We start from the raw sequence: 22,773 nt of genomic DNA, 5'->3' as shown, positions 1-22,773 counted from the left end.
CCATGACGGCCACCAGTGTGCGAGGCATCGACCACATCGGGGTCACCGTCCCCGACCTGGAGACCGCGACCCTCTTCCTCGCGAGGGCCTTCGGCGCCGAGGTGCGCTACGACACCCTGCGCCGCCAGGACGGGCCCGACGGCGGGCCGGACGTCGAGCGACGGCTCGGTGTCCCGGCGGGCACCCGGCAGCTGGCGATCAGAATGCTGGGCCTGCCCGGCGGCGGCCCCGGCATCGAGCTGTTCGAGTTCCAGGGCCCCCGCCGCGAACCCCCGGCGCTGCCCTGCGACTTCGGCTGGCAGCACGTGGCGCTGTACGCCGACGACCTGGACGCGGCCGTCCGGGACTGCGTGGCCGCGGGCGCCTCGCTGCTCGCCGAGGCGCAGCCGCTGCCGGGTCCGGAGGCGGGGGAGCGCAACCGGTTCGTCTATCTGCGCACCCCGTGGGGCAGCACCCTGGAACTCCTCACCCATCCCGACCCCCAGCCCTGGCAGCGCACGGCGGCGCGGACGGTCGCCGGTACCTGGCCGACCGATCCGGCCCGGCCCGCCGCTACTGGTTGAGCTCGGCGAGCACCCGCAGGGTGTGCGGGTCCGGTGCCGTCACCAGCAGATCGGTGACCGGTCCCTTGCGCCACGACTCCAGCCGCTCCGCGATCCGTTCGCGCGGTCCGACGAGCGAGATCTCGTCCGCGAACGCGTCGGGCACCGCCAGCACCGCCTCCTCCTTGCGCCCTTCGAGGAAGAGCCGCTGGATGTGCCGGGCCTCCTCCTCGAAGCCCATCCGCGCCATCAGATCGGCGTGGAAGTTGCGGGCCGCGTGGCCCATCCCTCCGATGTAGAAGCCGAGCATCGCCTTCACCGGCAGCAGCCCCTCGGCGACGTCGTCGCAGACCCGCGCACGGGCCATCGGCGCGATCATGAAGCCGTCCGGGAGTCCGGTGAGCGCGGCCTCGTACACATCGGTGCGCATCGGGGACCAGTACAGCGGCAGCCAGCCGTCCGCGATCCGGACCGTCTGCGCGATGTTCTTCGGCCCCTCCGCCCCCAGCAGCACCGGCAGCCGGGACCGCAGCGGATGGGTGATCGGCTTCAGCGGCTTGCCCAGGCCGGTGGCGTCCGGGCCGTCGTAGGGATGGGAGTGGAACTGCCCGGCCAGCTCGACGGGGCCCTCGCGGCGGAGCACCTGGCGGATGACGTCGACGTACTCCCGGGTCGCGGTCAGCGGGCTGCGCGGGAACGGGCGCCCGTACCAGCCCTCCACCACCTGCGGCCCGGACAGCCCGAGGCCGAGCATCATCCGGCCGCCGGAGAGGTGGTCCAGGGTGAGGGCGTGCATCGCGGTCGCGGTCGGAGTGCGCGCCGCCATCTGCGCGATGCCGGTGCCCAGTCGGATCCGGGAGGTGTGCGCGGCGATCCAGGCCAGCGGGGTGAAGGCGTCCGACCCCCACGCCTCCGCCGTCCACACCGAGGCATACCCCAGCTCCTCCGCCTGCCGGGCGAGCTCCAGATGGGCGGGGTCCGGGCCGCGGCCCCAGTACCCGAGCGCGAGTCCGAGCCTCATCTCCGCAGCCTCCCGGTAGTTCTGACGGTACGTCAGTCCAGTGACGCACGACGGAGGGTACGACAGCGGCCCCCCGCCCGGAAGGGGCGGAGGGCCGCTGTCGTACTGCCGTGGGGCGCGGGATCAGCCGCGCTGGATGCCCGTGGTGTCCTGGAGCACACCGCGACGGCCGTCCTGGGTCTGGGCGATCAGGCCCGGACCGCGCTGCTCCACCGCGAGGTACCAGGTGCCGGGCGCCAGTTCGGCGATCGGCGAGGGCGAGCCGTCCTCCCCGTACAGCGGGCGGGCCACCGGCACCGCGAACCAGAACGGTGTGAAGTCACCGGCGGGCGCACCGGAGGCGGCCTGCGGCGCGCTGCCCTGTGCCTCCGGCTGGCCGGGCTGGGGCTGACCGGGCTGCGGCTGGCCGGGCTGGGGCTGCGCGCCGTACGGCTGCTGCTGGCCCGGCTGGCCGCCGTACGACGGCTGCGGGGCGCCGGGGTAGCCGTACCCCTGGCCGGGCTGCGGCTGGCCGCCGTACTGCGGCTGTACGCCCTTCGGGCCGGAGGCGCTCATCAGCGGGGCCTTGAGCGCGGGGACCAGCGGGGTGGCGACCGCGCCGCCCGCGAGCGCGATCGCGGCGAGCAGGCCGAGGATCAGTCCGGCGCCCGCGTTGCTGCCGTCGATGATCGTCCAGAAGACCGTCCACACCGCGAAGATGCTGAGCGCGGCACCGAACTGACCGAGGTCGAAGCCGACCACCTTGCGGCCCGGGGTGGCGCGGCTCACGATGATCAGCGCCGCCGCGATGATCCCGGCCAGGTAGACGCTCATCAGGAGCCCGAGCGAGTCCCAGGCGTTCGGGGCGTTGTAGCGGGAACAGTTGATGCCCGTAGGACAGTCGAAGCTGGAGAGGTCGAGGAAAGAGGCGATGAACAGCACGACCGCTGCTCCGATCACCACGCCGTCGCCTCGAGTGAGGGAGCGGATATTCACGTGAAGGTCCTTAGTCGGTCGTCTCGTCGGGGCGCTCGTCACTGCCGCCTGTACGGATACGGCGGGCGCGGCACGAAGCTCGGGGCGGCCCCATCGTACGGATGAATCTATCGTCTGCCCGGACGCGTGGTGTCCTTGCCCGGACGCCGGACGTACATCCCCCCAATTTCGCCTCAGAACTACCCCTTGCTACCCGTTGAGGTAGCTGATGATGCCGTCGGCAATGCCCTGTGCCGCCTTCTGGCGCCAGCCCGCACTGGTGAGGAGGGCGGCATCCTTCGGATCACGCATATTGCCGCATTCGATGAACACTTTGGGCACGGTCGACAAATTCAGCCCGCCCAGATCCTTGCGAACGTCCAATCCGGTATTGCCGCCGATGTAATTGGAGGGAGCGCTTCCGGTAGCGCGGACGAATAGCCCCGCGATGCGGGTGCCGAGATCGCGCGAGGGATCGACGATCTTCGTGGTGTCCGCAGCCCCGCTGCGCACCGGCCCGGGAAGGATCACATGGAATCCGCGGTTGCCGACCGCCGAGCCGTCCGCGTGCACCGACACCACCGCGTCGGCCCGCTGCTCGTTGCCGATCCGGGCCCGCTCGTCGACGCACGGCCCGTACGCGCGGTCGTCGTCGTACGTCAGCACCACCTTCGCGCCCTGCTGCTGGAGGAGGGTGCGCATCCGGTGCGACACGTCGAGGGTGAACCGCGCCTCCGCGTAACCGGAGTTGGTGGAGGTGCCGGTGGTGTCGCACTCCTTGTGCGTGGTGCCGATGTCCACCTGGCGGTTGATCTCGCGGGTGTGCAGATGGTTGTTCGGGTTGTGCCCGGGGTCGATGACGACGGTCTTCCCCGACAGCGGACCGGAGTTGCCGCCCGCGGTCGGGGTGGACCGGGTGGGGGAGGGGGACGTCCGCTCCGGCACCGGAGCGCTCTTCGAGGGCGGCGGCGGGGCCGACGGCGAGGTGCCGGCCGCACTGCCGCTCGGGCCGGGCCGGGCCGGTGCCCCGGCACCGACGTCGCCCGCGCCGCAGCCCGCGGCGCTCAGACAGACGGCCGCGAGCGCGGCGGCGAGCAGGGTCCGGCGGCGCCGGGTGGGGGGAACACTCTCGTGGTACGGCACCACGCGATGCTATCCGGGCCTCCGGACGGCCCGCCTCAGATGCCCGCGCCGGTACGCCGCAGCACCCGCAGCGAATCCGTCGCCGAGACCTCGGTGAACGCCCCGGACTCCAGCGCCCGCAGATGGACGCGGTACGGGGCCTGACCGCCGTGCGCGGGGTCCGGGAACACGTCGTGGATCGCCAGCAGCCCGCCCTCGGCCACATGCGGCGCCCAGCCCTCGTAGTCGCCGTTCGCGTGCTCGTCGGTGTGACCGCCGTCGATGAAGACGAAGCCGAGCTTCCCGCCCCAGACCGCCGCGACCTGCGGGGACCGGCCGACCAGCGCCACCACGTGGTCCTCCAGGCCCGCCGCGTGCAGGGTCCGGCGGAAGGTCGGCAGCGTGTCCATCCGCCCGACCTCCGGGTCCACCACGGCCGGGTCGTGGTACTCCCAGCCCGGCTGCTGCTCCTCGCTGCCGCGGTGGTGGTCGACGGTGAGCGCCGTCACACCGGCCGCCCGCGCGGCGTCGGCGAGCAGGATCGTGGAGCGCCCGCAGTACGTGCCGACCTCCAGGAGCGGCAGCCCCAGCGCGGCGGCCTCGGCGGCTGCCGCGTACAGGGCGAGCCCCTCGCCCTCCGGCATGAACCCCTTGGCGGCCCGGAAGGCGGCGAGGATCTCGGGCGACGGCTCGACGGCGGACTGGGCGGGCACGGGTTCCTCCTGGTGGGGACGGCGGTCTGGGGTGCGCCTCTCGACGGCGCCCCATCGTGCCGTACGCCCCCGCCGAAGGTCTCGGCGGGGGCGTACGAGGGGTGAGCCCGGGTCGGGGCGCCCCTGGCAGGGGTGCGACGCGCAGGTCAGCAGCTCTGCCAGAGTCGGGTCATGACGCGGACCCCGAAGCGCAGCCCCTCCAGCGGGACGCGCTCGTCCACGCCGTGGAAGAGCCGGCCGTAGTCCAGGTCGTGCGGCAGCTTGAGGCCCTTGAAGCCGAAGCAGCGGATGCCCAGGTGGGTGAAGGCCTTGGCGTCCGTGCCGCCCGGGTTGCAGTACGGGACCGGGTGGCCGTCCGGGTCCTCGGCGCGCACGGCCGCGCACATGGCGTCCACCAGCGGGCCGTCGAACGTGGTCTCCAGCGCGATGTCGTGGTTGGCCCACTCGCGGCTGACCGAGGGGAGCAGGAGCCGGTCGATGGTGTCGATCAGTTCCTGCTCGTGGCCGGGCAGGAAGCGGCCGTCCACCCGGGCGGTCGCCTTTCCGGGGATGACGTTGGTCTGGTACCCGGCCGCGAACATGGTGGGGTTCGCGGAGTTGCGGAGGACCACCTGCATGAAGTCGGAGACCGGCCCCAGCTTCGCGAGGCTGCCCTCGATGTCGTTCTCGTCGAACTCCACGCCGTAGAGCCGGGCGGCCTCCTCCAGCAGCGCGCGGACCGGCTCGATCAGCCGGATCGGGAAGGTCTCCCGGCCGATCCGGGTGAGCGACTCGGCGAGATCGGTGACCGCGTTCTCGTCGTTGGGGGACGAGCCGTGGCCGGCCCGGCCGGTCGCGGTGAGCTCCATCCAGGCCATGCCGCGCTGGGCGTTCTCGATCGGGTAGAGGCGGCGGGTGTCGTCGATGGCGAAGGAGAAGCCGCCGCCCTCGCCGATCGCCTCGGTGACCCCGGCGAACAGCTCCGGGCGGTGCTCGACCAGCCAGTGGGCGCCGAACTTGCCGCCCGCCTCCTCGTCGGCGAGGAAGGCGAGGACCAGATCGCGCGAGGGCCGGGTGCCGGTGCGGGCGAAGTGACGGGCGGTGGCCAGCATGACGGCCACCGTGTCCTTCATGTCGATCGCGCCGCGCCCCCACAGATAGCCGTCGCGGATCTCGCCGGAGAACGGCGGGACCTGCCACTCGGAGGCGTCGGCCGGGACCACGTCCAGGTGACCGTGGACCAGCAGGGCGCCGCGCTCCGGGTCGGCGCCCGCGATCCGGGCGATGACGCTGGCCCGGCCCGGGGCGGACTCGACCAGCTCGGAGTCGATGCCCACCTCGGCGAGGCGGCCCACCACCCAGTCGGCGCTCGCGCGCTCGTCGCTGGTGGGGTTGGAGGTGTCGAACCTGATCAGTTCGGCACAGAGTTCGATGACCTCGTCCTGGGCCTCGGCGGACGCCGGGACGAGGGAGGGGGCGGTGGGGTCGGGGGTGGTCATGCTGCTCCCACAGGGGTTGTCGCGCGGGCGGCGGGGGCGGCGTCGTCCTCGTCGTCCAGGGTGGAGGTGCCGTACGGCTTCACCCAGCCCAGCAGGCCGAGGACGCTGTACAGGATGAAGGCGGTGGCCAGCGAGTTCAGGGCCGGTATGCCGCCGTCGTAGAACTTGCCGACGCAGAACGCCGCGATCCAGATGGCGAGGGACATCGGGACCCAGGTGGGCGAGGTCCTCGGCAGGGTCTCGGACGCGCGGGTCTCGTCCAGCGGCTTGCGCATCCGCTTGACGACCCAGTACTCGGCCACGATGATCCCGCCGATCGGCGGGATGGCGACGCCGAGGACCGAGAGGAATTCGGTGAAGTGGGTCATGATCCCGACCGCGGACAGGACCGTGCCCGCGATGCCGAGGGCGATCGTGACCGCGCCGCGGTGCAGCCGCTTGCCGAAGACGACCTGGAAGAAGTTGACGACGCCGAGCGAGGAGCCGTACAGGTTCCAGTCGTTGATCTTGGCGGTGGACATCAGGACCACGATGACGCCGAAGGCGCCGGAGGTGGAGAGCACGATGTGGGACACCTCGCTGCTCTTCACCAGGTGGCCCAGGAGCACACCGGTCAGGCCGACGATGTACTCGGAGAGGATCATCGACGAGGCGCTCTGCAGGAAGACGTGCGAGCCCTTCCGGTTGTACCGGGTCATCTCCGGGGAGACGATCGCCCCGGTCATGTAGCCGCCCGCGATGGCGGTGGCGGCGACGGCCAGCGGGATGGTCTGGCCCGGCGGCGGCGAGTGGATCAGCTCGCTGAGCGAGTGGTCCTTCAGCGTCGAGACGATCGACCAGGCGACCATCGCGAAGAACAGCGGGGTCACGATCTTGGCGAAGACCGCCATGTACTTGAAGCCGAAGATCACCAGCGCGGTGATCGCGATGCCGGCCAGCACGCACCACATCCAGGACGGGCCGCCGACCAGCGCCGAGACGCTGTTGCCGAAGATCGTGTTCTGGACGCCGAACCAGCCGACCAGGCTGACCGCGATCACAAAGCTGACCAGCGCCGAACCGTTGCGGCCGAACCCGACCCAGCGGGTCAGCATCGGGGTCGCCAGACCCTCGCGCATACCGGCCAGGCCGATCGCGAAGATCACGATCTCCAGGATCACCGCACCGAGCGTGAAGGCCAGGAAGGCGTCCCCGAAGGTCATGCCGACACCGATGGTGGCGCCCAGGGTGAACTGCGAGATCGAGCCGGACTGGGCCAGCCACTGGAGCAGCATCGACCAGAAGCCGAACCGCTTGTCGCGCGGGACGCGGGAGAGCGCGTAGTCGTCGCTGCCGATGGCCTTGGTCTCGGGGGCCGCGGCCTCGGCCTGCGGGGTGGCTGCCATCAGGACTCCTGGGGTGTGCGGCCGAGGGTCTGGAGGTGAGTCAGCGACCCGTAACGGCTGACGAGGTTGTCGAACTCCACCGCGTCGTGGAAGTCCAGTTGGCCGCCGCCGTAGGCCTTGGCGACCTCCACGGCGTAGCGGGCGGCGGACGCGATGTCCGCCTCGTGGCTCGCGCCCGTACCGCAGCCCGGCACCGCGGCGGCCGAGGTGATGGCCAGACCGACGACCGGGGCGGCCGTCGCCGTGGCGGGCTGAAGGATCGAATTGATGTGGTGTGCCCCATTACCGTACGGGGTGATGTCCTGCGTGGTCACGGGGTACGTGACCAACGGCTCACCGGTCACCACGGCCAGCAGCTCGCCGAGCTGCTCGCTGACCCGGAGCACCCAGCCCTCCTTGACGGTGGGCGACAGGGCGAGGCCCTTGTGGTTGATGATCCGGTTGCCCTTGGTGGTGTCGATGGAGAGCACGGCCTCCATCTCGCCGGTCACCTCGTGGCGGTTCATGGTGGCGATGTCCACGGGCGAGCCCATGAACGGCACCGGGTCGTGCGGCTCGGTCGGCGCGTCCGGGCAGATGTGGGTGGCGACGATCACATCGCCGGGCAGCACGTCGCCGCGGCGACGCATGTCGAGCAGCTTGGCGGCGGTGGCGATCGCCGAGGCGGCACCGTCGGCGTCCGAGACCAGGCCGGTCACCTCGGGCCGGGCGCCGATGCCGCCGAGCCGGCCCACCACGCCCAGCGTGCGGGCGTCGCCCCCGGAGGCGCGCCCTCGGGCGCCCGGGATGCGGACCATGACGAAGTCGGTCGAGCCCTGCTCGCCGACGACCGTGGTGACCTGTGCGGACGAGCCCTCGGTCCCGCTCACGGAGTCGAGGTACTCGACCACCGTCTTGCCATTGACCTGGGGATCGTCCAGCAGATCGACGATGTCCAGCACGTACTTCAACATGGGGGGCCTTTCTCGCTCATCCGGGCACCCGGGCCGGCGCCCGACGGGGGAGAAGCGCGGGGCGGGGTGCTGAGGCCACATTCGGGATCGGATAGCGTTGAACGCAACTGTTTCCCGTTATTTGCAATTCAGGTCTGAATGGTGAGATGACGATGACGGACTTCGATCTGGACCGGCGCACCCCCGCCGGGGCGCTGCAAACCGTCGACCGGGCGCTCCTCGTGCTGCTCGCCTTCGAGCGGACCCGGCCCGACTGGGGGGTCACCGAGGTCGCCGAGGAGTTCGGCTGGGACACCTCCGTGGCCCAGCGGCTGCTCGCCACCCTCGCCGGGCGCGGCTTCCTGGTCTCCGACCCGGTGACCCGCCGCTACCGGATCGGCCCCGCCGTACTGCGCCTGGGCCGGCTCTGGGAGCGCTCCGGATCGCTGGAGCTGCTGGCCGGACCGGTCCTGGAGGAGCTGCGCAGGGTCACCGGCGACACCGTGCTGTTCTGCCTGCCGGACAGCTTCCACATGCGGTGCGTCGCCGCCGAGGAGGGCGAGGCGGGGCCGCTGCGCTACTACCCGCTGGTCGGTGAGCTCTACCCGGCGCACGCCGGGGCGACCAGCAAGTCGTACTACGCCTACCTGCCCGACGAACAGCGCCACCGGCTCTTCCGGGGCCGCCCGATGGCCCGCTTCACCGACCGGACGGTCACCGATCCGGACCGGCTGGAGGAGGAGTTCCTCAAGGTCCGCGCCCAGGGGTACGCCTTCACGGTCGGCGAGTACGACACCGGCGTCGCGACCGTCGCCGTACCGGTCTTCCTCGGGCGCGAGCCCTACGGCAGCCTCAGCCTCGGCGGCGCCGAGGAGCTGTTCCGGGAGGCGCCGGAGGACCGGCTCGACGCGCTGCGCCACGCGGCCGGGCTGCTGGAGCGGCGGCTCACCCATCCCCCGCAGCGTCCCAAGCCCCGGACCCGTCGTCCCCGTACCGACCGATGACCAGGAAGAGAACCAAGAGGAACCCGATGAATCTGCTGCTGCTCTCCAACTCCACCCAGCACGGCCGTGGTTATCTGGAACACGCCCTCGACACCGTGACCGCGTTCCTGCCCCCGGACGCCCGGCTGGCCTTCGTCCCCTACGCGCTGGCCGACTACACCGCGTACACCGCGCGCGTCCGCGAGGCCCTCGAACCGTCCGGCATCCGTGTCCGCGGGGTCCATGAGAACGCCGACCCGGTCGCCGAACTCGCCGCTTCCGACGCCGTGTTCATCGGCGGCGGCAACTCCTTCCGGCTGCTGAGCGCGCTGTACCGGACCGGTCTGCGGGACGCCGTGACCGAGGCAGTGCGGGACGGGCTGCCGTACATGGGCGCCAGCGCGGGGACGAACATGGCGGCGCCCACCCTGCGCACCACCAACGACATGCCGATCGTGCAGCCGCCGTCCTTCGAGACGCTCGGCCTCGTCCCGTTCCAGATCAACCCGCACTATCTGGACCCGGACCCGGACAGCACCCACAAGGGCGAGACCCGCGAGGAGCGGCTCACCGAATTCCTGGAGGAGAACGACGTGCCGGTGCTCGGCCTGCGCGAGGGCTCATGGCTGCGGGTCGACGGCCGCCAGGCCCGGGTCCAGGGCGCCCGGCCCGCCCGGCTGTTCACCCGCGGCGCGCTGCCGCAGGAGCTTCCGGCGGGCTCGGACGTCTCTCATCTGCTCACGACCGCACCGCGGTTCGACGCTCCGGTGCGCTGACGTCCAGCACCAGATCGGCGTCGACCGGCAGGCCGTCGCCGAGGCAGGAGGCCGGGCGGGCGCACGGCGCGTAGCCGGTGGCCGACCCGGCCAGCACATAGGCGCCGCCGTGCGGGGCGGCCAGCGCGTAGTGGCCGTCCGCGTCCGTCACGGCGAGACCGGCCTGCCGCCCCCGGTGGTCGATCAGCGTCACATTGGCGCGGGCCACCGGGGCGCCGTCCGCGTCCAGCACCCGGCCGCGGAAGCCGCCCGAACCCGCGACCGGGCGGGAGGCGTTTGGCGCCGCGGCCTGGGCGTCCTCGTCGCTGCTCGCCAGCAGCGTCGGGCGGGTCGCGGCGCGCTGCGACGGCAGGAACGAGGCCAGCGCCAGCCCGATCACCACCGCGCCCGTCGCGATCAGGAACGAGATCCGGAACCCCTCCATCGAGGGCAGTGACACCCCGCCCGTGCGCACCGAGGTGTTGGCCAGCACCATGCCGATCACGGCGCTCGACACCGAGGTGCCGATCGACCGCATCAGGGTGTTCAGCCCGTTGGCCGCACCGGTCTCGGAGGGGTCGACGGCACCGATGATCAGCGCGGGCAGCGAGGAGTACGCCAGCCCGATGCCGGCCCCGATCACCACCGCGATGACCACGGTCTGCCAGGCCGCGCTCAACAGCCCCTGTCCCGCCCCGTAACCGATCGCGATGACCAGCATGCCGAGCATCAGCGAGACCTTGGGGCCCCGGCGGGCGGACAGCCGGGCGTACAGCGGGGCGACGAACATCATCGTCAGACCGAGCGGTGCCACGCACAGCCCCGCGACCACCATCGACCGCCCGAGGCCGTAGCCCGTCGAGGCGGGGAGCTGGAGCAGCTGCGGCAGGACCAGCGAGACGGCGTAGAAGGCGACCCCGACCATGATCGAGGAGAGGTTGGTGAGCAGCACCTCGCGCCGGGCGGTGGTCCGCAGATCGACCAGCGGGGCCGGGCTGCGCAGCTCGAACAGCCCCCACAGGACGAGGATCACCAGGGCCGCGGCTATCAGCCCGAGGGTGCTGCCCGAGGTCCAGCCCCAGTCGCTGCCCTTGGTGATGGGCAGCAGCAGGCAGACCAGTCCGAGCGAGAGCCCCAGCGCGCCGACGAGGTCGAAGCGGCCGGGGGCGCGCAGCGTGGTCTCCGGGACGAACAGAACGGTGAGCGCCATCGACAGCACACCGAGACCGGCCGCGCCGAAGAACAGGGTGTGCCAGTCGGAGTGCTGGGCGACCAGCGCGGCGGCGGGCAGCGCCAGACCGCCGCCGACCCCGATCGAGGAGCTCATCAGCGCCATCGCCGAGCCGAGCTTCTCGCGCGGCAGCTCGTCGCGCATGATGCCGATGCCCAGCGGGATGGCGCCCATGGCGAAGCCCTGGAGGGCGCGCCCCACGATCATGACCACGAGTTCGTCGGTGAAGGCGCATATCAAGGAGCCGATCACCATCACGGCGAGGCTGGCGAGCAGCATCTTCCGCTTGCCGTAGAGGTCCCCGAGCCGTCCCATGATCGGGGTGGAGACGGCCCCGGCGAGCAGCGTCGCGGTCATCACCCAGGTGGCGTCGGAGGGATCGGTGCGCAGCAGGGCGGGCAGATCCTTGATGACGGGGACGAGAAGGGTCTGCATCACCGCGACGGTGATACCCGCGAAGGCGAGTACGGGGACGACACCGCCGCCCGCCTTGCGCGGCCGCGGATCGGGCAGCTCCCCGGCGTGCTGTTCGTTCGTCGTCTGTGGCATGCGTGCGGCCTCCGGGCGGCGTGATCGAGATTCTGGAAGAGGCATGCGGGCGGCGCGGGCGGACAGCGCCGACCGCCAAGTGTGTGCAGGGTGAAACCTTCCGTGCGCCCACGGTATTCCGGTGAACGCCGTACGAACGGGGCACGACGGCGCACTCGGCCCGGGGCGCGCGGAGATCCGGACAGCATCTGACCTTCCGTCAGAATGGAACGTGTTCTACTCTTGCGCCGTTCCAGTGGCTGCGACCGGCGAGGATCCGCATGGGCATCGGAATCACCGAAGAACACAGGGAGTTGGCGCACTCCGTACGAGGCTGGCTGGCGCGCGCCGTACCCCCGCGGAAGACGCGCGAACTGCTCGACGCCGACGACCCGGGCACACCCGGCGCACGCCCGGAGTACTGGGACGGGCTCGCCGAACAGGGCCTGCTCGCCGTCCATCTGCCCGAGGAGCACGGCGGCGGGGGCGGCCGCCTCCTCGACCTGGCCGTGGTCCTCGAAGAGGCGGGCCGCGCCACGCTCCCCGGCCCCTTCCTCGCCGGATCCCTCGCCTCCGCCGTACTCCACGGCGTGGGCCCGCACGCCCTGCTGCGCGACCTCGCGACCGGTACGCGCATCGGCGCCGTCGCCCTCGGCCCCGGCACCCTCACCGCCGTCGAACACGGGGACGGCCATCTGCTCGACGGCACCGCACCGCCCGTGCTCTCCGGCGCCGACGCCGACCTGCTGCTCCTGCCCGCCGAATCGGCCACCGGCACCCTCTGGTTCGCCGTCGACGCCGCCACCGAAGGGCTGACCGCCCGCCCGCACCGCGGCGCCGACCCCACCAGGCCCACCGCCGAGGTCCACGCCGAGGCGGTGCTCGTCCCCGCCGCCCGACTGGTACGCACCGACACCGCGCGCGTCCGCGACCTCGCCGCCGTCCTCCTCGCCGCCGAAGCCTGCGGAACCGCGGCCAGGGCGCTGCACACCGCCGCCGAACACGCCAAGGTCCGCGAACAGTTCGGCCGCCCCATCGGACGGTTCCAGGGCGTCAAGCACCTCTGCGCCGACATGCTCGTCCGGGTCGAACGGGCCCGCGCGCTGGTGTGGGACGCGGCCCGCGCCGCCGACGAGGAGAAGGACCCGGACGTACGGTCCATGGTCGCCGCGCTCGCCGCGTCGGAGGCCCTGGACGCCGCGTACGGCTGCGCCAAGGACTGTATCCAGATCCTCGGCGGCATCGGCTTCACCTGGGAGCACGACGCCCATCTGTATCTGCGCCGCGCCCTGGTGGCCCGGCAACTGCTCGGGACCGGCGACGGCCACCGGCTGCGGGCCGTCCGGCTCGCCGAGGGCGGCGCGCGCCGCGCCCTCGCCCTCGAACTCCCGGCCGGGGCCGCCGCCCACCGGGCCGCCGCCCACGAGGCCGTCGCCGCCGCCCGCGGCCTCGACCCGAAGGCCGCCCGCCGCGCCCTCGCCCCGACCGGCTACGCCGCCCCGCACCTCCCCGCTCCCTACGGACTGGACGCCGGCCCCGTACAACAGCTCGCCATCCAGCAGGAGCTGACCGCTCAAGGGGTGAGGCTGAGCGACCTCGGGATCGCCACCTGGGTGGTCCCCTCGCTCCTCGCCCACGGCACCGCCGAGCAGCAGGAGCGCTACCTCCTGCCCACCCTGCGCGGCGAACTCCTGTGGTGCCAGCTGTTCTCGGAGCCCGGCGCGGGCTCCGACCTCGCCTCGCTGCGCACCAGGGCGGAGCGGACCGAGGAGGGCTGGCGGATCAACGGCCAGAAGGTGTGGACGAGCGCCGCCCAGTGGGCCGACCACGGCATCCTGCTCGCCCGGACCGATCCGGCCGCCCCCAAGCACCAGGGGATCGGCTACTTCCTCGTGGACATGAAGAACACCCCGGGCATCGACATCCGGCCGCTCAAGGAGATCACCGGCGACTCCCTCTTCAACGAGGTGTACTTCGACGACGTGCTGCTGCCCGCCGACGCCGTGGTGGGCGAGCCCGACGGGGGCTGGCGGGTCGCCCGCAACACCCTGGGCAACGAACGCGTCCACATGGCCGACCAGATGACCTTCGACACCGGCCTGGAGGCGCTGATCGCCCGCTCCGGCGAACTCGACGGCGCCTGCCGGGCCCGGATCGGAGCACTCGCCGCCGAGGCCCACGCGCTCGGCTGCATCGGACTGCGGACCACGATGCGACAGGTCTCCGGCCTGGAACCCGGCGCCGGGGCCTCCGTACGCAAGCTCGTCCAGACCACCCACCAGCAGAAGACCGCCGAACTCGCCCTCGAACTGCTCGGCCCGGCGGCCGCGGCCGGCGAGGGGCCCGGGGAAAGGGCCCTGCACGGCTTCCTGATGTCCCGCTGCCTCACCATCGCGGGCGGCACCACCCAGGTCCAGCTCAATGTCGTCGCCGAGCGCATCCTCGGCCTCCCGCGCGACTGAACGCGAATGAAACCGGAGGGACTTGTCATGAAGTCCATGAAGCCCATGAAGCTCATGAAGGCGTACGTCGTCGGCGTCGGGATGACGAAGTTCGAGAAGCCCGAGACCCGCGACTGGCAGTACTGGGACATGGCGAAGGAGGCCGGTACGGCCGCGCTCGCCGATGCCGGCCTCGCGTACGGGCAGATCCAGCAGGCCGTCGTCGGCTACTGCTTCCAGCCCTCCACCGCCGGTCAGCGCGCGGTGTACGGACTCGGCCTGACCGGCATCCCCGTCTACAACGTCAACAACAACTGCGCCACCGGCTCCACCGCCCTGATGGCGGCCCGGCAGTTCGTCGAGGGCGGCGGCAGCGACTGCGTCCTCGCGCTCGGCTTCGAGAAGATGACCCGCGGCGCCCTCGGCGGGGGCGGCGCGGACGGCGGCGCCGCCGATTTCAAGACCTCGCCCGTGGCCCGGCACTACGGGATCATGGCCGCCGCCCACGGCTTCGCGATGAGCCCGCCCACCGCCCAGATCTTCGGCAACGCGGCCCGCGAGCACATGGCGCGGTACGGGACGACCGAGGCACAGCTCGCCGCCGTCGGCGCCAAGAACCACCGGCACTCGGTGAACAACCCCTACGCCCAGTTCCAGGACCCGTACACGGTCGAGGAGATACTCGCCGCGAAGACCATCCACAGCCCGCTGACCAAGCTCCAGTGCTCACCCACCTCCGACGGTGCGGCCGCCGTCGTCGTGGTGTCGGAGCGTTTCGTCGAGCGCCACGGACTGGGCGACCGGGCGGTGGAGATCGCCGCCCAGGCCATGACCACCGACACCGGCGACTCCTTCGCCTCGGGGACCTGCGTCGACGCGGTGGGCCTGCCGATGTCCCGGGAGGCCGCCCGGCAGGTCTACGAGACCTCCGGTCTCTCGGCCGCCGACCTGGACGTCATCGAACTGCACGACTGCTTCTCCATCAACGAACTCCTCACCTACGAGGCGCTCGGACTGTGCGGCGAGGGCGAGTCCGGGAAGCTCGTCGAATCCGGCGCCACCACGTACGGCGGCCGCTGGGTGGTCAACCCGTCCGGCGGGCTCATCTCCAAGGGGCACCCGCTCGGCGCCACCGGCCTCGCCCAGACCGCCGAACTCACCTGGCAGCTCCGGGGCGAGGCGGGGGACCGGCAGGTGAAGGACGCCCGGACCGGCCTCGCCCACAACATCGGGCTCGGCGGGGCCGCGGTGGTGACGCTGCTGCGCAGGTAGGCCCGGACACCGGTACGTGGGAGCGGAGCGCGGGTGCGAGTATGACGGGCATGACCGACGTCACGACACCCGCGCCACCGCGAGAGCGGACCAGGACCCACACCTGGGCGGCGGTACTCGCCGCCTGCACCGGTCAGTTCCTCGTCGTGCTCGACGTGTCCGTCGTCAACGTCGCGCTGCCGTCCATGCGTTCCGACCTCCACATGAGCGCCGCCGGACTCCAGTGGGTCCTCAACGCCTACTCGATCGCCTTCGCCGGATTCATGCTCCTCGGCGGGCGCGCCGCGGACATATACGGCCGCAAGCGGATGTTCCTCATGGGTCTCGGCGTGTTCACCGCCGCCTCCCTGGCCGGTGGGCTCGCCCAGGAGGGCTGGCAACTGCTCGCCGCCCGCGCCGCGCAGGGACTCGGCGCCGCCGTGCTCGCCCCCGCCACCCTGACCCTGCTCACCACCTCCGTACCCGAAGGCCCGGCCAGGACGAAGGCGATCGGGACCTGGATGGCCGTCGGCGCGGGCGGCGGCGCGGCCGGCGGGCTGATCGGCGGGGTGCTCACCGATCTGCTCTCCTGGCGCTGGGTGCTGCTGGTCAATGTGCCGGTCGGGGTGCTCGTCCTGGCCGGAGCGGCACTCCGGCTCGTGGAGGGCCGGACCAAGGAACGGCGACGGATCGACCTGCCGGGCGCGCTGCTCGTCACCGTGGGCCTCGCCTGCGTCGCCTACGGCATCGTGCAGACCGAGGAGTCGGGGTGGACGGCGACGGCGACCCTGGCGCCGCTGCTCGGCGGGGTGGCCCTGCTGGGCGTCTTCGTGCTGGTGGAGACGCGTACGGCGGAACCGCTGATGCCGCTCCGGGTGCTCGGCACACGGGCGGTGACCTCGGCCAACGCGGCGATGTTCGTGATCGGTTCGGCGACGTTCTCGATGTGGTACTTCATGACCGTGTACGCCCAGGCCGTGCTGGGCTACTCCCCGCTGGAGGCCGGACTCGCCCTGATGCCCACGTCGTTGGCCATCGTCCTCGGATCGAAGTGCGCGCCCCGGGTGATGGCCGTGACCGGCACGAAGAACCTGGCGCTCATCGGTACGGCGATCGCCGCGGCCGGCTTCGGCTGGCAGTCCACCATGGGCCCCGACGGTTCCTACCTCACCTCGGTCTGTCTGCCCGGCATCCTGATGACGGCCGGTACGGGGCTGGCGTCCACCCCGCTCGCCTCGCTGGCCATCACCGGCGCGGCCCCCGGCGAATCCGGACTGGTCTCCGGTCTCGTCAACACCTCCCGCACCATGGGCGGCGCGCTCGGTCTCGCCGCGCTCTCCACCGTCGCGGCGGCCCGCACCGCGGGCGGCACCGGCCCGGAGGAGCTCACGGCCGGGTTCGCCCTCGCCTTCCGGGTGGCCGGAGCGGTCCTGCTGGGCGGACTGCTGCTGATGGCGCTCTGGCTGCCCCGCCGCGGCCAGGACCGCCACTGAGCGACGGGCACGTACGGACCGTGGGCGGTCACAGTCGCTCGTGTTGCCGTGCCGCCCGGATCGTGGGCGGTCACAGTCGCTTGTGTTGCCGTGCCGCTTGGACCGTGGGCGGTCACAGCGGCTCGTGTTGCCGTGCCGCCCGGACCGCGGGCGGTCACAGCCGCTCGTGTTGCCGTGCCGCTTGGATCGTGGGCGTCACAGTCGCTCGTGTTGCCGTGCCGCCCGGACCGCGGGCGGTCACAGCCGCTCGTGTTGCCGCGCCGCCCGGACCGTCGGTGTCGCAGCCTTCCTTGCTGCCGCGCCGCCCTTGACCGTCGGCGTCACAGCCACCCCTGTTGCCGCGCCGCCCGGACCGCCTCCATCCGGTTGCGGGTGCCCGTCTTGCCGATCGCCGACGACAGATAGTTCCGCACGGTCGACTCGGACAGATGCAGCTTCCCCGCGATGTCGGCGACCGTCGCCCCGTCCACCGAGGCGTTCAGCGCGTCCCGCTCCCGCGCCGTCAGCGGGCTCGGCCCTGCGCTGAGCGCGGCGGCGGCCAGCGCCGGATCGATCACCGTCTCCCCGCCCAGCACCCGGCGGATCGCGGTGGCGAGGTCCTCGACCGGGCCGTCCTTGACCAGGAACCCCGCCGCCCCGGCCTCCATCGCCCGGCGCAGATAGCCGGGGCGCCCGAACGTGGTGAGGATCAGCACCCGGCAGTCCGGTACCTCCTCGCGCAGCGCGGCGGCGGCGTCCAGACCGCTCAGGCCCGGCAGTTCGATGTCCAGCAGCGCCACATCCGGGCGGGAGCGCAGCGCGGCGTCCACGATCTCGTCCCCGGCGGCCACCTGCGCCACGACCTCGATGTCCGGCTCCAGTCCGAGCAGCAGCGCGAGCGCGCCCCGCATCATGCCCTGGTCCTCGGCGAGGAGAACTCTCACGGACTTTACCGGGCGGTGGTCCTGCGGCATCTCGGTCATGGGTAAGAGGGTAGGGCGGCCCGACGGGGCGCATTCCACGGCTCGCGCACAGGCACGGGCCCCGCCCGGCCGGGGGCGGCGCGGCCGCGGGCACCGGTGATGCACTGCGGCACCGTGCGGACAATAGGACGGTCACACCAATGCGCCAGCCCTCTTACGCCAGGGTGCGCCAGGTAGAACGCCACCCCCGCGGGCGCTTGAAGATGTGAGCACCAGCCCACCCGTGCCGCACATCTGGAGACCAGGTGAACAACCGTCGGCCCGTCCCGCCGCCGTACTTCGAATTGCGTCTGGGGCCCCTGCACGTGACCGTCCAACGCATTCCCGCCTGGCTGATCACCTTGACGACCACGGCCATCGGCAGCGGCACCGCATGGTGGACCAGCCGATGAGCGCACGGCACGCGCCGCACGCCCACGGTGCCGTGCGGACGGACCCGAGGCACCGGCGGACGGGCGGGTGCCCGCCGCCGGACGCGTCGCCGCGGAGCTCCCGGGGACGGAGCCGGCGCGCCCGCCCACTGTCCGCCACCGGGGCGAGGTAGCCGCGCGGCGCCGGAGCGCGAGGGCGGCCGGTCCGCCGGCAACAGGCCCTGCCTCCGGCCGGGTTCCCGTCCCCGTACCGGCCCCCCGCGTCACGTCCCGGGCGTCCGGACCGGCCGGTGCTCCCACGGCGCTCCGTCCGCACCGTCCGCCGGGCCCGGCCCGTCCACCGGACCCGCCCCGTCCGCCGGACCCGCACCATCCGTCGGGCCCGCCCCGTCCGCCGGACCCGCACCATCCGTCGGGCCCGCCCCGTCCGCCGGACCCGCCCCGTCCGCCGGGCCCGCACCATCCACCGGACCCGCACCGTCCACCCCGTCCACCGGGCCCGCCCCGTCCACCGGCAGTTCCGCCGTGACCACGAAGCCGCGCCCCGGCGCCGGGCCCGCACGGAGGCTGCCTCCCGACGCGGCCAGGCGTTCGGTGAGCCCGGTCAGACCGGTGCCGCCGACACCCGGGGTGACCGGGGCGTCCGGATCGGGGCCGCTGCCGTCGTCGGTGATGGTCAGCCGAACCTGTTCGGCCGTGCCTTCGAGGACGAACGAGCAGGTGGTCGCGCGGGAGTGGCGTACGGCGTTGGTGACGGCCTCCCGCACCACCCAGCCCAGCAGCGCCTCCGTCTGCGGGGCGAGCGGCGGCCCCGAGCGGCGGAGCACCGGCTCGATCCCGGCGGCGATCAGCGCGGACCTGGCCCGGTCGAGCTCGGTGGCCAGGCTCCCCTCGCGGTAGCCGGTGACGGCCTCGCGGATCTCGGTGAGGGCCTGGCGGCCGACGGACTCGATGTCGGCGACCTGGGTGAGCGCCGCGTCCATGTCGCGTGGCGCGAGCCGGCGCGCGGCCTCCGACTTGACCACGATCACGGAGAGCGTGTGGCCCAGCAGATCGTGCAGATCGCGGGAGAACCGCAGCCGCTCCTTCTCGACGGCGGCACGGGCCAGCTCCTGCCGGGTGGCGCGCAGCTCCATCACGGTCTCCGAGAGGGTGAGGATCGCGGCGGTCACCGCGCCCGAGATGAAGGTGCCGTAACCGATCGTCCACGGGTCCGTGCCGCCCTTGCCGCGCCACACCGCCACGAGGGAGCCGACCACGGCGAGCGAGAGCATGCCGAACGCCAGCTGCCGGTTGCGCAGGATGGTGCCGCAGGCCAGGGAGAGCAGCGGGAAGAACAGCAGCCAGCTCCCGCCGTAGCCGATCGCCAGCGCGAGCGTCACGACGGCCATCGCGGCGAGCAGCCAGTACGACACCGGACTCTCCCGCTTCTTCTTGTCGAAGCCGCGGAACACCACGGAGACGTAGAGGGAGTTGAAGACGAACAGCCCGAGGCCGCCCAGCCAGGGATTGGGCGCCTTGCCCTGGAAGAGGTTGGAGAAGGAGCCCAGGCCCATCAGCAGCCAGGGCACCAGCGTGTACGGGCCCGGCGGGCCGGGGCGCCGCTCCCCGCGCCGCTCGCGACGGCGCCTCCACCGGAAGCCCGGCCGCGCGTCCGCGCACGCATCCGTTCCGTTCCTGGCCATGCTCACTCCCGTCACACCGTCCTCTCCCGTCACACGGTCCTCGCGGACCGACGGTACGAGATCACGGCGTACGTACCGAACAGCAGGAGCCAGCCGCAGAGCACCGCGACGGTGCCGGTGCCGGGCGCGTGCCCCTCGGTGGTCGCCCAGCCCAGGTCGGCGAAGCGGTTGGCCGGGGTGAACCTGCCGACGGAGCGCAGCCACCCGGGCAGCAGTTCCAGCGGGAACCACAGCCCGCCGACGATGGCGAAGCCCATCAGGCAGGCCACGTTGACCACCCCGGTGCTCTGCGGGGTGAGCCGGTAGCCGTTGCCGAGGCCGAGCAGGGTGAACGGCAGCGCGCCGATCCACAGCAGCAGCACCAGCGTGATCCACTGCCAGGCGTCCAGCCGCACCCCGTTGACCAGCCCGCCGGCCAGCAGCACCGTCAGGATCGTCGGCAGGACCGTCACCGAACCGCTGATCGCGCGGCCCACGACCGCCCGCGAAGGGGCGAGCGGGGTGACCCGCAGCTGCTCCAGCCAGCCGAGCTGCTTGTCGGAGGCGACGCCCGTACCGATCGACATGGCGGAGCTCAGCGCCCCGTACGCGGCGATCCCGACCATCGAGGCGGTCTTCCAGCCGTCCACGCCCCCGCCGCCGCCGATGTTGGTGAAGAGGAGGTACATCATCACCGGCATCCCGGTCCCGAAGATCAGGAAGGAGACGTCGCGCAGGGTCCGGCGGATTTCGAGCAGGACGTACTGGATCATCGGACGGTCTCCGTCTCGGGTACGGGCGCGGCGGCCACGGGTGCGGTGAGGGCCAGGAAGGCGTCCTCCAGCGTGGCCCGGGAGACCTGGAGGCCGCGGATCGCGTCGAGGCGGGCCAGCTCGCGGACGGTGGCGTCCGAGTCGTCGGTGCGCAGCAGCGCCCGGTCCCCGCAGACCTCGACGGCGACCACGCCGGGCAGCAGCTCCAGGCCCCCGGTCGGGCCGCCCGCCAGGTCGAAGGAGACCAGGCTGCTGCCCGCCGCGCTCCTGATCGCGTCCCCGGTGCCGTCCGCGACGATCCGGCCGCGGTCGACGACGACGATCCGGTCGGCGTTCTCGTCGGCCTCCTCCAGGTAGTGGGTGGAGAACAGAACGGTGTTGCCGCGCCGGGCGTAGGCCCGCATCGACTCCCAGAACGTGCGGCGTGCCTCCACGTCCAGGGCGGCGGTCGGCTCGTCCAGGACGACCAGCTCCGGATTTCCGGCGAGCGCGACGGCGAAGCGCACGCGCTGGGTCTGGCCGCCGGAGAGCTTGTCGACGCGCCGGTCCGCGTACGCGGTCGTCCCCGCCAGGGAGAGCGCCTCGGACACCGGCATGGGCCTCGGATAGGTCGAGGCGACGAAGGCGACCAGCTCACGGACGGTGACCCGCTGGATGGGCCGCCCGTCCTGGAGCATGGCCCCGACCAGACCGTCCAGCACCGCGCGCCCGGCGGTCCGGCCCAGCACCCGCACCGTGCCGGCGTCCGGCTGGTCCAGGCCCAGCAGCAGCCGGATGGTGGTGGACTTGCCCGCGCCGTTGCGGCCGAGCAGAGCGACGGTCTCGCCGCGTTCGATGGACAGATCGAGCCCGTCCACGGCGCGCACGACACCCCCCGTCGCGCCGAAGGTCTTGACCGCCCCGGTGAGGACCACCGCGGCTCCGTTCCCCGTTGTCGTTGTCATGGGGACGACGCTACGGAGGGCGCCGGGGGACCGGGCAGATGTGTGTGTACGGACTTCGCCATGACATATGTCATGGCCGGGCGGCGCCCCCGCACAGGAATCTGACGCCACGTCAGTAGTGCTCTTCACAACGGCTGGGCGCTGCGTTATACATGGGTTCATCGGCTAGAACGCGTTCTAGAACAGGCGCCGCGGCCGGTCCCGCGCGACCTCGGTGCGGCCGACGGTGCGGACGGCCGCGCCGAGGTCTCCCCACCATCAAGGAGCAGCCCTCCCATGCCCATTGATGCCGAAAAGGCTCTCGCCGCCGAACCCCGTTCCACCCGGATCGGCTGGGACCACAAGGACGTCCAGCTCTACCACCTCGGGATCGGCGCCGGCTGCGACCCGGACCGCCCCGACCCCGCCGTCGACCCCCAGGAGCTGCGCTACACACTGGAGTCCCGGCTCCATGTGCTGCCCTCCTTCGCCACCGTCGCGGGCGCGGGCATGGGCGGCTTCGGCGGACTCGCCTCGCCCGGGATCGACATCGACCTCGCCGCCGTCCTGCACGGCGGGCAGAGCGTACGGGTGCACCGGCCGATCCCGGTGCGCGGCAGCGCCGTACAGACCTCGAAGATCGCCGCGGTGTACGACAAGGGCAAGGCGGCCGTGCTGGTGCTGCGCAGCGAGGCCGCCGACGACGAGGGCCCGCTGTGGACCAACGACGCCACGATCTACGTCCGCGGCGAGGGCGGGTTCGGCGGCGAGCGCGGCCCCTCCGAGCGCCACGCGCCCCCGGAGACCGCCCCGGACCACGCGGTGCTGCGGCCCGTCCGGCCGGACCAGGCGCTGCTGTACCGCCTCTCGGGCGACTGGAACCCGCTGCACGCCGACCCCGAATTCGCCGCACGCGCCGGATTCGACCGGCCCATCCTGCACGGGCTGTGCACCTACGGCATCGCGCTCAAGGCCGTCACCGACACGGTCCTCGGCGGCGATGTGACCCGGATCCGGTCCTACCGCACCCGGTTCGCCGGGATCGTCTTCCCCGGCGAGACCCTGCACATCGGCATGTGGACCGGGCCGGACCAGGTACGGGTCGAGGTACGGGCCGTGGAGCGGGACAACGCCCCGGTCCTCGGCGACACCTTCGTCGACCACGCCTGAACCCGGACGCCGACCGCACCCGGACCCGAACACCGAGCGACACCAAGAGGATCACCGGCCCACGTTCCACCGGCCCATGAG

At 72.5% G+C, this 22,773-nt stretch carries 20 protein-coding genes; 8 read left to right on the top strand and 12 right to left on the bottom strand.

The annotated features are described in order from the left end of the window. Window positions 1-2: 2 nt before the first annotated feature. Window positions 3-563 (top strand): VOC family protein, encoded by a 561-nt coding sequence (locus tag ACFVFH_RS02670; protein ID WP_383762374.1) that lies wholly within the window; start codon window positions 3-5, stop codon window positions 561-563. Here the strand turns inward: ACFVFH_RS02670 and ACFVFH_RS02665 are convergent. The 7 genes from ACFVFH_RS02665 to ACFVFH_RS02635 form a co-directional block, all read right to left on the bottom strand. Beyond that, window positions 553-1,563, bottom strand: coding sequence for an LLM class F420-dependent oxidoreductase (locus ACFVFH_RS02665; RefSeq protein WP_383762371.1), 1,011 nt, complete (start codon window positions 1,561-1,563; stop codon window positions 553-555). The genes ACFVFH_RS02670 and ACFVFH_RS02665 overlap by 11 nt on opposite strands. A gap of 123 nt (window positions 1,564-1,686) precedes the next feature. Further along, window positions 1,687-2,538, bottom strand: coding sequence for a hypothetical protein (locus ACFVFH_RS02660; protein WP_383762368.1), 852 nt, complete (start codon window positions 2,536-2,538; stop codon window positions 1,687-1,689). Between the two features lie 189 nt (window positions 2,539-2,727). After that, window positions 2,728-3,660 carry an N-acetylmuramoyl-L-alanine amidase gene (locus ACFVFH_RS02655; RefSeq protein WP_383762366.1) on the bottom strand — a complete coding sequence of 311 codons (933 nt, stop codon included), beginning with the start codon at window positions 3,658-3,660 and terminating at the stop codon, window positions 2,728-2,730. Between the two features lie 35 nt (window positions 3,661-3,695). Continuing rightward, on the bottom strand, window positions 3,696-4,283 hold the full coding sequence (locus ACFVFH_RS02650; RefSeq protein WP_383763523.1) for a class I SAM-dependent methyltransferase: 588 nt from the start codon (window positions 4,281-4,283) through the stop codon (window positions 3,696-3,698). Window positions 4,284-4,498: 215 nt separating this feature from the next. Continuing rightward, window positions 4,499-5,830 carry a M20/M25/M40 family metallo-hydrolase gene (locus ACFVFH_RS02645; protein WP_383762363.1) on the bottom strand — a complete coding sequence of 444 codons (1,332 nt, stop codon included), beginning with the start codon at window positions 5,828-5,830 and terminating at the stop codon, window positions 4,499-4,501. Then, the gene (locus ACFVFH_RS02640; protein ID WP_383762360.1) at window positions 5,827-7,215 is read right to left on the bottom strand and encodes a cytosine permease; all 1,389 of its coding nucleotides are present in this window, start codon (window positions 7,213-7,215) and stop codon (window positions 5,827-5,829) included. Before ACFVFH_RS02640 ends, ACFVFH_RS02645 begins: the two co-directional genes overlap by 4 nt. Continuing rightward, window positions 7,215-8,168 (bottom strand): DUF1177 domain-containing protein, encoded by a 954-nt coding sequence (locus ACFVFH_RS02635; protein ID WP_383762357.1) that lies wholly within the window; start codon window positions 8,166-8,168, stop codon window positions 7,215-7,217. The genes ACFVFH_RS02640 and ACFVFH_RS02635 overlap by 1 nt, the downstream gene beginning before the upstream one ends. 152 nt (window positions 8,169-8,320) lie before the next feature. Between ACFVFH_RS02635 and ACFVFH_RS02630 the strand changes: the two genes are divergently transcribed. Beyond that, a complete protein-coding gene (locus ACFVFH_RS02630) occupies window positions 8,321-9,151 on the top strand; it encodes an IclR family transcriptional regulator (protein ID WP_383762354.1) in 831 nt (276 codons plus the stop codon). A gap of 26 nt (window positions 9,152-9,177) precedes the next feature. Continuing rightward, window positions 9,178-9,906, top strand: a complete 729-nt coding sequence (gene pepE, locus ACFVFH_RS02625) for a dipeptidase PepE (protein ID WP_383763520.1) — start codon at window positions 9,178-9,180, stop codon at window positions 9,904-9,906. Here pepE and ACFVFH_RS02620 read toward each other — a convergent pair. Then, window positions 9,869-11,665 carry an MFS transporter gene (locus ACFVFH_RS02620; RefSeq protein ID WP_383762351.1) on the bottom strand — a complete coding sequence of 599 codons (1,797 nt, stop codon included), beginning with the start codon at window positions 11,663-11,665 and terminating at the stop codon, window positions 9,869-9,871. The genes pepE and ACFVFH_RS02620 overlap by 38 nt on opposite strands. A gap of 260 nt (window positions 11,666-11,925) precedes the next feature. Between ACFVFH_RS02620 and ACFVFH_RS02615 the strand changes: the two genes are divergently transcribed. The 3 genes from ACFVFH_RS02615 to ACFVFH_RS02605 are packed head-to-tail and all read left to right on the top strand — an operon-like array spanning window position 11,926 to window position 16,829. After that, window positions 11,926-14,106 (top strand): acyl-CoA dehydrogenase, encoded by a 2,181-nt coding sequence (locus ACFVFH_RS02615; RefSeq protein ID WP_383762348.1) that lies wholly within the window; start codon window positions 11,926-11,928, stop codon window positions 14,104-14,106. 54 nt (window positions 14,107-14,160) lie between these two features. After that, complete coding sequence (locus ACFVFH_RS02610; RefSeq protein WP_383763517.1) at window positions 14,161-15,357, top strand: lipid-transfer protein; 1,197 nt, start codon at window positions 14,161-14,163, stop codon at window positions 15,355-15,357. A 50-nt stretch (window positions 15,358-15,407) separates the two neighbouring features. After that, window positions 15,408-16,829 (top strand): MFS transporter, encoded by a 1,422-nt coding sequence (locus ACFVFH_RS02605; protein WP_383762345.1) that lies wholly within the window; start codon window positions 15,408-15,410, stop codon window positions 16,827-16,829. Between the two features lie 320 nt (window positions 16,830-17,149). On the opposite strand, the gene ACFVFH_RS02600 is transcribed toward ACFVFH_RS02605, so the two are convergent. Further along, entirely contained in the window at window positions 17,150-17,791 is a 642-nt protein-coding gene (locus ACFVFH_RS02600; RefSeq protein ID WP_383762343.1) for a response regulator, read from the bottom strand. A gap of 245 nt (window positions 17,792-18,036) precedes the next feature. On the opposite strand from ACFVFH_RS02600, the gene ACFVFH_RS02595 reads away from it, so the two are divergent. Continuing rightward, a complete protein-coding gene (locus tag ACFVFH_RS02595; protein WP_383762340.1) occupies window positions 18,037-18,183 on the top strand; it encodes a hypothetical protein in 147 nt (48 codons plus the stop codon). Window positions 18,184-18,425: 242 nt separating this feature from the next. Here the strand turns inward: ACFVFH_RS02595 and ACFVFH_RS02590 are convergent, their stop codons facing one another. The 3 genes from ACFVFH_RS02590 to ACFVFH_RS02580 are packed head-to-tail and all read right to left on the bottom strand — an operon-like array spanning window position 18,426 to window position 21,543. Continuing rightward, on the bottom strand, window positions 18,426-19,847 hold the full coding sequence (locus ACFVFH_RS02590; protein ID WP_383762338.1) for a histidine kinase: 1,422 nt from the start codon (window positions 19,845-19,847) through the stop codon (window positions 18,426-18,428). 29 nt (window positions 19,848-19,876) lie between these two features. Then, entirely contained in the window at window positions 19,877-20,599 is a 723-nt protein-coding gene (locus tag ACFVFH_RS02585) for an ABC transporter permease (protein ID WP_383762335.1), read from the bottom strand. After that, window positions 20,596-21,543 (bottom strand): ABC transporter ATP-binding protein, encoded by a 948-nt coding sequence (locus ACFVFH_RS02580; RefSeq protein ID WP_383762332.1) that lies wholly within the window; start codon window positions 21,541-21,543, stop codon window positions 20,596-20,598. Before ACFVFH_RS02580 ends, ACFVFH_RS02585 begins: the two co-directional genes overlap by 4 nt. A 276-nt stretch (window positions 21,544-21,819) precedes the next feature. Between ACFVFH_RS02580 and ACFVFH_RS02575 the strand changes: the two genes are divergently transcribed. After that, window positions 21,820-22,692 (top strand): MaoC/PaaZ C-terminal domain-containing protein, encoded by an 873-nt coding sequence (locus ACFVFH_RS02575; RefSeq protein ID WP_383762329.1) that lies wholly within the window; start codon window positions 21,820-21,822, stop codon window positions 22,690-22,692. Window positions 22,693-22,773 lie beyond the last annotated feature (81 nt).

The sequence above is a fragment of the Streptomyces sp. NPDC057697 genome, from assembly GCF_042799335.1.
GTDB lineage: Bacteria > Actinomycetota > Actinomycetes > Streptomycetales > Streptomycetaceae > Streptomyces.
This window is presented reverse-complemented; position numbering and strand designations above follow the sequence as displayed.

What these genes read in the sequence shown, in the direction of transcription:
- ACFVFH_RS02590 (WP_383762338.1), bottom strand. Translation starts at nt 19,847, where the DNA reads ATGGCCAGGAACGGAACGGATGCGTGCGCGGACGCGCGGCCGGGCTTC.
- ACFVFH_RS02580 (WP_383762332.1), bottom strand. Translation starts at nt 21,543, where the DNA reads ATGACAACGACAACGGGGAACGGAGCCGCGGTGGTCCTCACCGGGGCG.
- ACFVFH_RS02650 (WP_383763523.1), bottom strand. Translation starts at nt 4,283, where the DNA reads ATGCCGGAGGGCGAGGGGCTCGCCCTGTACGCGGCAGCCGCCGAGGCC.
- ACFVFH_RS02605 (WP_383762345.1), top strand. Translation starts at nt 15,408, where the DNA reads ATGACCGACGTCACGACACCCGCGCCACCGCGAGAGCGGACCAGGACC.
- ACFVFH_RS02630 (WP_383762354.1), top strand. Translation starts at nt 8,321, where the DNA reads ATGACGGACTTCGATCTGGACCGGCGCACCCCCGCCGGGGCGCTGCAA.
- ACFVFH_RS02585 (WP_383762335.1), bottom strand. Translation starts at nt 20,599, where the DNA reads ATGATCCAGTACGTCCTGCTCGAAATCCGCCGGACCCTGCGCGACGTC.
- ACFVFH_RS02670 (WP_383762374.1), top strand. Translation starts at nt 3, where the DNA reads ATGACGGCCACCAGTGTGCGAGGCATCGACCACATCGGGGTCACCGTC.
- ACFVFH_RS02640 (WP_383762360.1), bottom strand. Translation starts at nt 7,215, where the DNA reads ATGGCAGCCACCCCGCAGGCCGAGGCCGCGGCCCCCGAGACCAAGGCC.
- pepE (WP_383763520.1), top strand. Translation starts at nt 9,178, where the DNA reads ATGAATCTGCTGCTGCTCTCCAACTCCACCCAGCACGGCCGTGGTTAT.
- ACFVFH_RS02645 (WP_383762363.1), bottom strand. Translation starts at nt 5,830, where the DNA reads ATGACCACCCCCGACCCCACCGCCCCCTCCCTCGTCCCGGCGTCCGCC.
- ACFVFH_RS02620 (WP_383762351.1), bottom strand. Translation starts at nt 11,665, where the DNA reads ATGCCACAGACGACGAACGAACAGCACGCCGGGGAGCTGCCCGATCCG.
- ACFVFH_RS02615 (WP_383762348.1), top strand. Translation starts at nt 11,926, where the DNA reads ATGGGCATCGGAATCACCGAAGAACACAGGGAGTTGGCGCACTCCGTA.
- ACFVFH_RS02635 (WP_383762357.1), bottom strand. Translation starts at nt 8,168, where the DNA reads ATGTTGAAGTACGTGCTGGACATCGTCGATCTGCTGGACGATCCCCAG.
- ACFVFH_RS02575 (WP_383762329.1), top strand. Translation starts at nt 21,820, where the DNA reads ATGCCCATTGATGCCGAAAAGGCTCTCGCCGCCGAACCCCGTTCCACC.
- ACFVFH_RS02665 (WP_383762371.1), bottom strand. Translation starts at nt 1,563, where the DNA reads ATGAGGCTCGGACTCGCGCTCGGGTACTGGGGCCGCGGCCCGGACCCC.
- ACFVFH_RS02610 (WP_383763517.1), top strand. Translation starts at nt 14,161, where the DNA reads ATGAAGGCGTACGTCGTCGGCGTCGGGATGACGAAGTTCGAGAAGCCC.
- ACFVFH_RS02600 (WP_383762343.1), bottom strand. Translation starts at nt 17,791, where the DNA reads ATGACCGAGATGCCGCAGGACCACCGCCCGGTAAAGTCCGTGAGAGTT.